This is a genomic window from Flavobacterium sp., assembly GCF_023151265.1.
Classification (GTDB): domain Bacteria; phylum Bacteroidota; class Bacteroidia; order Flavobacteriales; family Flavobacteriaceae; genus Flavobacterium.
The window spans coordinates 3,471-10,241 of the sequence record NZ_JAKLJH010000138.1; the positions used below are offsets into that span (position 1 = coordinate 3,471).

Genomic DNA, 6,771 nt, shown 5'->3' on the forward strand with positions numbered 1-6,771 from the left:
GGATGATAATATTTCACAAACCCCCAAACTTTCCCTAATACAAATAAATTTCTTTTTTGAATTTCATTAAGACTGGTGATTTCAAATTTTGAACCTGAGTCAAATTCTGTGTCTTTTTCAATAATAGAAAGTTCTTTTTCAACAGGTTTTATATTCTCAATTGGTTTTCCATCAATAGTGACTTTAAAATTATCAAACCAAGCCTTTCCTTTTCCAATTAAGATTCCACCAACATAAATTTCATCTGCATTTTCTTTAAAATCTAATGTGATAGAATATTTTTTCCAATCGGCTGTTCCTTGCAATTTTTGGTTTTGCATATTGGCAGATGCAATAGCTTGTTCGTCTTTTTCTATTCGCAAAAGTAAACCTACATAACCATCCGTTGCCTCTTCGTACTTTAAATAACCTTCTAAAGTGATTTTTCTGCCTTTAAAATTTGCTGGAAGTTTGTAAGCTATACATCCAAAACCTTCTCCTTCTTTTACATTTATTAATAATGAGTTTTTACCTGAAATAGCATTTGTAGAGTCAACTTTCAATTCACTCTCACTCCATCGAATCCAATCGTTTGGTAATTCATCCTTTTTAGAATATTTTTCAAAATCAAGATTATAAACTGGAGGTTGAATTTGCGAAAACAAACTATTAACCAATAAAACAAAAGCAAATGAGAAGATTTTTTTCATACGATATTTTCGGTTACTATAACATTTGTAAAGAAAACGAAAAAGCATGTAAGAAAATTGTAACAAAATGTTAAACCTTTTCTTTAAACGCAATTTCTGGATTGAAAATTTCCAAAACCAATGTTTCTAATTCCGATTTAAAATCTTCTATAATTTCAGTAGAAATAACAAGTTCAGCATCCTTCCCTTTTCCTAATCCGAAAGGTAAAAAACCGTTTTTCATGTTTTTGAACGAAACAATTCCGGCTGAAACTTCTCGGTTTTGTTTTAATTCGTGATTTTCGAACATCAAGGCATAACACAACAACTGAATGATTTTCTCATTTTTTATATCGGAAGTCAAATCACCAAAATCTTGAATTTTTAAACTGTTTCCATCTACTTTTCCAGTTTTATAATCGATAATTCTGATGGCGCCGTTTCGTTCTTCAATTCGGTCCACTTTACCTGCGATTTTTATTGGAAATGGTAAGGATTTTACTTCGATTTCACAAGACAAACTCGCTTCTAATAGCAATACTTTTATAGTATCACTAGCTTGAATATCTTTCTTTTCTAATTGTAGGAAGTTGTAAACATTTCGTTTAGCTACTTCAAAAGCCAACAGGTTTTTCCCTTTGGTAATTTCGCCTTCCTTGTAAATTTCTTTGAAATGTTTTAGAATGACTTCATCAATTTTGGCTTCCATCGCTTCAATATGATGCAATGCCAAAAACTGATTCAAATACGGCGTATACAATTCTTCCAAAGCATTGTGAATAATGGTTCCCAAGGTATTCACTGCGATGTTTTCTTCCACTTCATCTGCTTCATTGATACGCAAAATACGTTGCATATAAAACTGTAACGGATTTCGAATATAATTCGTCAAAGACGATGGCGAAAATCCTTTATCAGTTGCAATTTCGTGCAAACGGGTTAAGATTTTATCTGTTTTTGGAATAGTAACAGGTTCGTATGCTTTTTCAGGTAAAACGGCGTTATAAATTGTACTTGTGATATTGTGTTTTGGTTGTTTTTCGATTTCTAATTGGGTAATGAAACGACTTTTTTCTCCAGCATCAATTCCTTCGTTATCTGTATTATAAAGCAACCACACGTTTTTCACACGTAATAATAAATGGTAAAAGTGATAGCAATAAATAGCATCTTTTTCTTTGTAGGTAGGCAAGCCTAATTCTTTCTTTACATCATAAGGAATGAATGAATTTTGCGATTTACCAGCAGGAAATTTTCCTTCATTAACCGAAGTGATAATCACATTTTCAAAATCCAATACGCGGCTTTCTAAAACACCCATTACTTGAAGACCACTCAAAGGCTCGCCTTCAAAAGATACTTCGGCTAAATCGATAATTTGCTTATAAATGGCTTGAAGCGATGGCAAACTTTCAATTTGATTATAAGTTTCGTGATAATTGGTTAATTTATTTATCGTTTTAAAAACAGAATATACGAAAGCTTTGGTTACTTTTTCTTCGGCATCATCGTTACTTAAATAGGATTTTATGGTGAGTAAAATCGAATTCAAATTCGCTAAAATATTAGAAATAGAGTCGTCCCAACGCGTAAATAATAATTTGAAAAAATTGTTTTCTGTATTTGGATATTTTTCTTCGTATAAACTGAATAATTTTTGGTTGGAAAAGAAAGTAAAATTGTTGTTGTTTATCACTTTTACGACTTCTTCCACTTTGCAATATGGTTGTACTAAAGGATGGTTTAGAATATCTAAAACTTCTTTGTAGTAAAATGTGTAGCTTTTTTCATTACGTTGTTTGGCATTGGTATGCAACTTAAACAACTTGCTAATCAACAATTGCGCAGGATTATTTTTACTCGGATAACCCATCGTAATATTCAATGCATCAACTGCTTCAGGCAAACCGTATAAAACAGGAAGCAATAGGTTTTCATCTCCAAGAACAACAGCTGTTTTTTCCAAATTTGGGTTTTCAGATTGAATTTTTTCAATAATAGTTCCCACAATTTTAGCTTGACCGATACTTTTTGGTGTACCAATAATTTCGATATTTTTTTCCTCACTAAAGTGATTGACCACCCATTCAAAATCTTGATTTACGAAAGGTTTCCATTCTTTTTTGAACCTACGAATAAACAAACCAGCATCGTGATAAGAGTCATTCAAAAACACCTCATCGATATCCCAATAAATTTTGGCTTTGTTTTCGTTTGCTAAGTGTTTGAATATGCGTTCTTCCGCTTGATTTAATGCATTAAAACCTGCAAAATAGATTTGATTGGTAATTGTTGTGGTAAACGAAACTAAGTTTTTAACTGCTTCTCTGTACAATAAACCTTGATAACCGATTCTTTTTTTTAACAAATGGTTGTAAAACGATTCGTAATACAACGGCAATTTCGCCCAAAACTCTAAATGAGTTGTGATTAATTTGGTTTTGTCTTGTGGTTGTAAATCCCAACGTTTTAATGCTTCGATATCTTCTAAATAAGAGAAAACATGATTTGGATCCAATAGATATCTATCGATTTCATTAAAATCTTGAATTGCGGTTTTTGCCCAAGTCGCAAACTCTTCAAACGATTGTTGTTTGGCATTTTCGGTAACGGAAAGATAGACTTCGTAGAATTCGAATAACAATTCAATTGGGTCAATCGTACGCAAACCTGAAATTTCTTGAATAAAATCTTCAATACTAATGATAGTTGGCGCAAACGAAGTAATTTCTAATTGATTTTTTAAGCTTTCTAAAAGAAACACTTTGGCTCTTTTATTAGGTAAAACGATTAAACAATTCGACAATTGAACATCAGATTGCGATAAAATAGTTGCGCTTAACTTATCTAAAAAAGTATCTTGTTTCATTTTATAAAAATAAAAAAACGTCCCGAAATATCGGGACGTTTCTTAGTATATTTTAAAGAGAAATTATTTAACTAATTTCACTTCTACTCTTCTGTTGTTAGCTTTTCCTTTAGCAGTTTTGTTAGAATCTACTGGCATAGACTCACCAAAACCTTTAGAAGATAATCTAGAAGCGTCAATACCGTTTTCAACTAAGAAGTTTTTAACAGCAGCAGCTCTATCTTCAGATAATTTTTGGTTCATTGCATCTTTACCGTCAGAATCAGTATGACCTTCTAAAGAGAATTTAGCAGTAGGATACTCTTTTAAGATAGCAGCCATTGCTTGTAAAACTGGGATTGTTTGTTTTTGGAAAGAAGCTTTACCAGAGTTAAACAAAATAGTTTTACCATAGTCATTTAATTTTTTCATTGTTTCGTCAGAAACTTCTGGACAACCATTGTTAGCAACAGTACCAGCTACAGTAGGACATTTGTCATCTTTATCAGCAACACCGTCACCATCAGTATCAGGCCATGGACAACCAGCGTTATCTTTAGCACCAGCTACAGTAGGACATTTGTCATCTTTATCAGCAACACCGTCACCGTCAGCATCTGGACATCCATTCATCATTTTAGTTCCTTTGTCATCTGGACAAGCATCTTCTGAATTGATGATACCGTCTCCGTCATTATCAGGACAACCGTTTAATTCTTTCGAACCTGCTTCGTCTGGACATGAATCTTCACTATTTTGAATACCATCTTTATCATTATCTGGACATCCTTTGAATTCAGGTAAACCAGCTTCTTCAGGACATGCATCTTCTTTATCATAAATCCCATCACCATCTGTATCTTTACCTCCAAATTTGAAAGTTAAACCAACCATGTGTTGAATATGAGTTGGAACATCTAAATCAGCAATTCTTTCGTCATCAAAAGAATGTTTGTAAGTAGATTGTAATTGTAAACCAACATTTTCAGAAAACCAAAAAGTTAAACCTAAACCTCCATTTACAGTACCTGCAGATGCATCACCGAAGAAATTGTAACCTCCACCAATGTTAAGAGATGGATCTAACCATTTAGATTTTAACATTTCCATGAAACTATACTTGATGGTTGCATCAATTGCATAGTAAGATAAATCTCCTGGATTTACTACTACATCAGTATACTCAGTTGATAAATCTCTGTAAACCATTTTGTCAATTTTGTTAACAGATCCTGTTAAACCAAAAGAAAAACCATCTCCAACGTATCTAGACACAGTCAAATAAGATACTGAAGGTATAAAATTCCAGTTTTCTCTTGCGTTTGCCAATTGAATCCACTTTGGACTATCGTTACCAACAGCACTAACTTTAGTGTCTACTGCGTTTGCCCCAAAAGACACCGCCCATGGGTTGTTACTGTCTTGTGCTTGCGATGTTAATCCAGCAAACAATAAAGCTACAGCAAATAATTTGTTTAAATGTTTCATACTTATTTATTTAATTACAATGCGTTATAATTAGAACAAAAGTAATACGTTTTTTTTAACTACAAAAAGTTTTGTTAAAAAATTTTACTCCTTTGTCGGATTTTACTTGATTATGGCTAAATTTTTTGCGACTTCTGTGAAAGCTGTGATAGCTTTATCCAAATGTTCTTGTGTATGTGCGGCTGATAATTGCACGCGAATACGGGCTTTATCCTTAGGTACAACCGGAAAGAAAAACCCTATAACATAGATTCCTTTTTTTAACAGTTCTTCTGCCATTATTTGCGATAACTTGGCATCATATAACATTACAGGCACGATTGCAGAGTCGCCATCAATGAAATCAATACCTGCTTTTCTTAATCCTGCTTTGAAATAATTGGTGTTCCATTCTAATTTATCTCTAAGCGTGGTATCTTTTTCTAATAATTCAAAAACTTTTAAGGAAGCCCCTACAATTGAAGGCGCCAATGAATTTGAAAACAAATACGGACGTGAGCGTTGGCGTAATATTTCAATGATTTCTTTTTTTGCCGTTGTATAACCACCCATGGCTCCACCAAGTGCTTTTCCAAGTGTTCCTGTGATGATGTCTACTCTTCCCATTACACCTTTAGCTTCCAATGTTCCTTTTCCTGTAGCTCCAATGAAACCAGCAGCATGACATTCATCTACCATAACCATAGCATCATATTTATCGGCTAAGTCACAAATTTTATCTAATGGCGCTACTAATCCGTCCATTGAGAAAACTCCGTCGGTTACAATTAATTTAAAACGGTGACCTGCTTCAGTTGCTTTGATTAACTGTTGCTCTAAGTCTTCCATATTGTTGTTTTCGTAACGATAACGAGCTGCTTTACACAAACGAACACCATCAATGATAGAAGCATGATTCAATGAATCAGAAATAATACAATCTTCTTCTCCTAATAATGGTTCGAAAACTCCACCATTTGCATCAAAAGCTGCGGCATATAAAATAGTATCTTCTGTTCCGTAGAAATTAGCAATTTTTTGCTCTAATTCTTTGTGAATATCTTGCGTTCCACAAATAAAACGCACAGATGACATTCCGAATCCATGAGAATCTAAAGCGTCTTTTGCTGCTTGTACTACTTCAGGATGTGATGATAATCCTAAATAATTATTCGCACAAAAGTTTAAAACCGTTTCACCAGTCGAAATCGTAATTTCTGCTCCTTGAGGAGAAGTAATAATGCGTTCTTTTTTAAATAATCCGTTTTCTTGAATGGTATTTAATTCGTTTTGTAGGTGTTGTTGGATTTTTCCGTACATAATATGTTTATTGTTACTAGTTTGTTGTTTAGAATTACAAAGTTACTATTTCTATACTTTCTCCTATATATATAAGTGCTTTTTTTGCAACGGTATAGTTCATTTCTTGTAAAGCCTTTTCGTATTCTTCCAATTGTGCTTTGTGTTTGTTGTACTTTTCTCCTGTTTTATAATCTAACAAATACGCCACGTTATCTTTGATTACGACTCTATCAGGTTTACTGTTTTTAGTCGCTTTTTTGATGATGTTTTGTTCGTTGAAAACTTTTGCATCGGCATCAAAAAACGAAATCAATTCTTCATGATTCACAATTTTTTCAATTGTTTCTTTAAAAATTGCATTTTGAGAAAACGTAATCAATCCTAATTCAGTTGCTTTTTGAATTGCCAAATCCACATCGTCTTTCGCATGAATAAACGCCATGATTTCATGCAAAATATTTCCAAAAGTAATCGCATCTTGTTGCA

The 6,771-nt window shown here is 33.1% G+C and carries 3 protein-coding genes and 2 pseudogenes; all 5 read right to left on the reverse strand.

Annotated features, from left to right (window positions below; genetic code table 11):
- Positions 1–689 (reverse strand): annotated as a pseudogene (locus tag L6Q46_RS11590) (peptidase S41); the annotation flags it as partial.
- 70 nt (positions 690–759) lie between these two features.
- Positions 760–3,537, reverse strand: coding sequence for a PD-(D/E)XK nuclease family protein (locus L6Q46_RS11595; protein ID WP_291284438.1), 2,778 nt, complete (start codon positions 3,535–3,537; stop codon positions 760–762).
- A gap of 63 nt (positions 3,538–3,600) precedes the next feature.
- Entirely contained in the window at positions 3,601–5,004 is a 1,404-nt protein-coding gene (locus L6Q46_RS11600) for an OmpA family protein (protein ID WP_291284439.1), read from the reverse strand.
- Between the two features lie 102 nt (positions 5,005–5,106).
- Positions 5,107–6,303: a glycine C-acetyltransferase gene (kbl, locus tag L6Q46_RS11605; protein WP_291284440.1), complete on the reverse strand. Its 1,197-nt coding sequence runs from the start codon at positions 6,301–6,303 to the stop codon at positions 5,107–5,109.
- A gap of 34 nt (positions 6,304–6,337) precedes the next feature.
- Positions 6,338–6,771: pseudogene (locus L6Q46_RS11610) on the reverse strand (ATP-dependent helicase); the annotation flags it as partial.

Bases quoted from the DNA above. Each gene is read 5' to 3' on its own strand.
- L6Q46_RS11595 (WP_291284438.1), bottom strand. From the start codon at position 3,537: ATGAAACAAGATACTTTTTTAGATAAGTTAAGCGCAACTATTTTATCG.
- L6Q46_RS11600 (WP_291284439.1), bottom strand. From the start codon at position 5,004: ATGAAACATTTAAACAAATTATTTGCTGTAGCTTTATTGTTTGCTGGA.
- kbl (WP_291284440.1), bottom strand. From the start codon at position 6,303: ATGTACGGAAAAATCCAACAACACCTACAAAACGAATTAAATACCATT.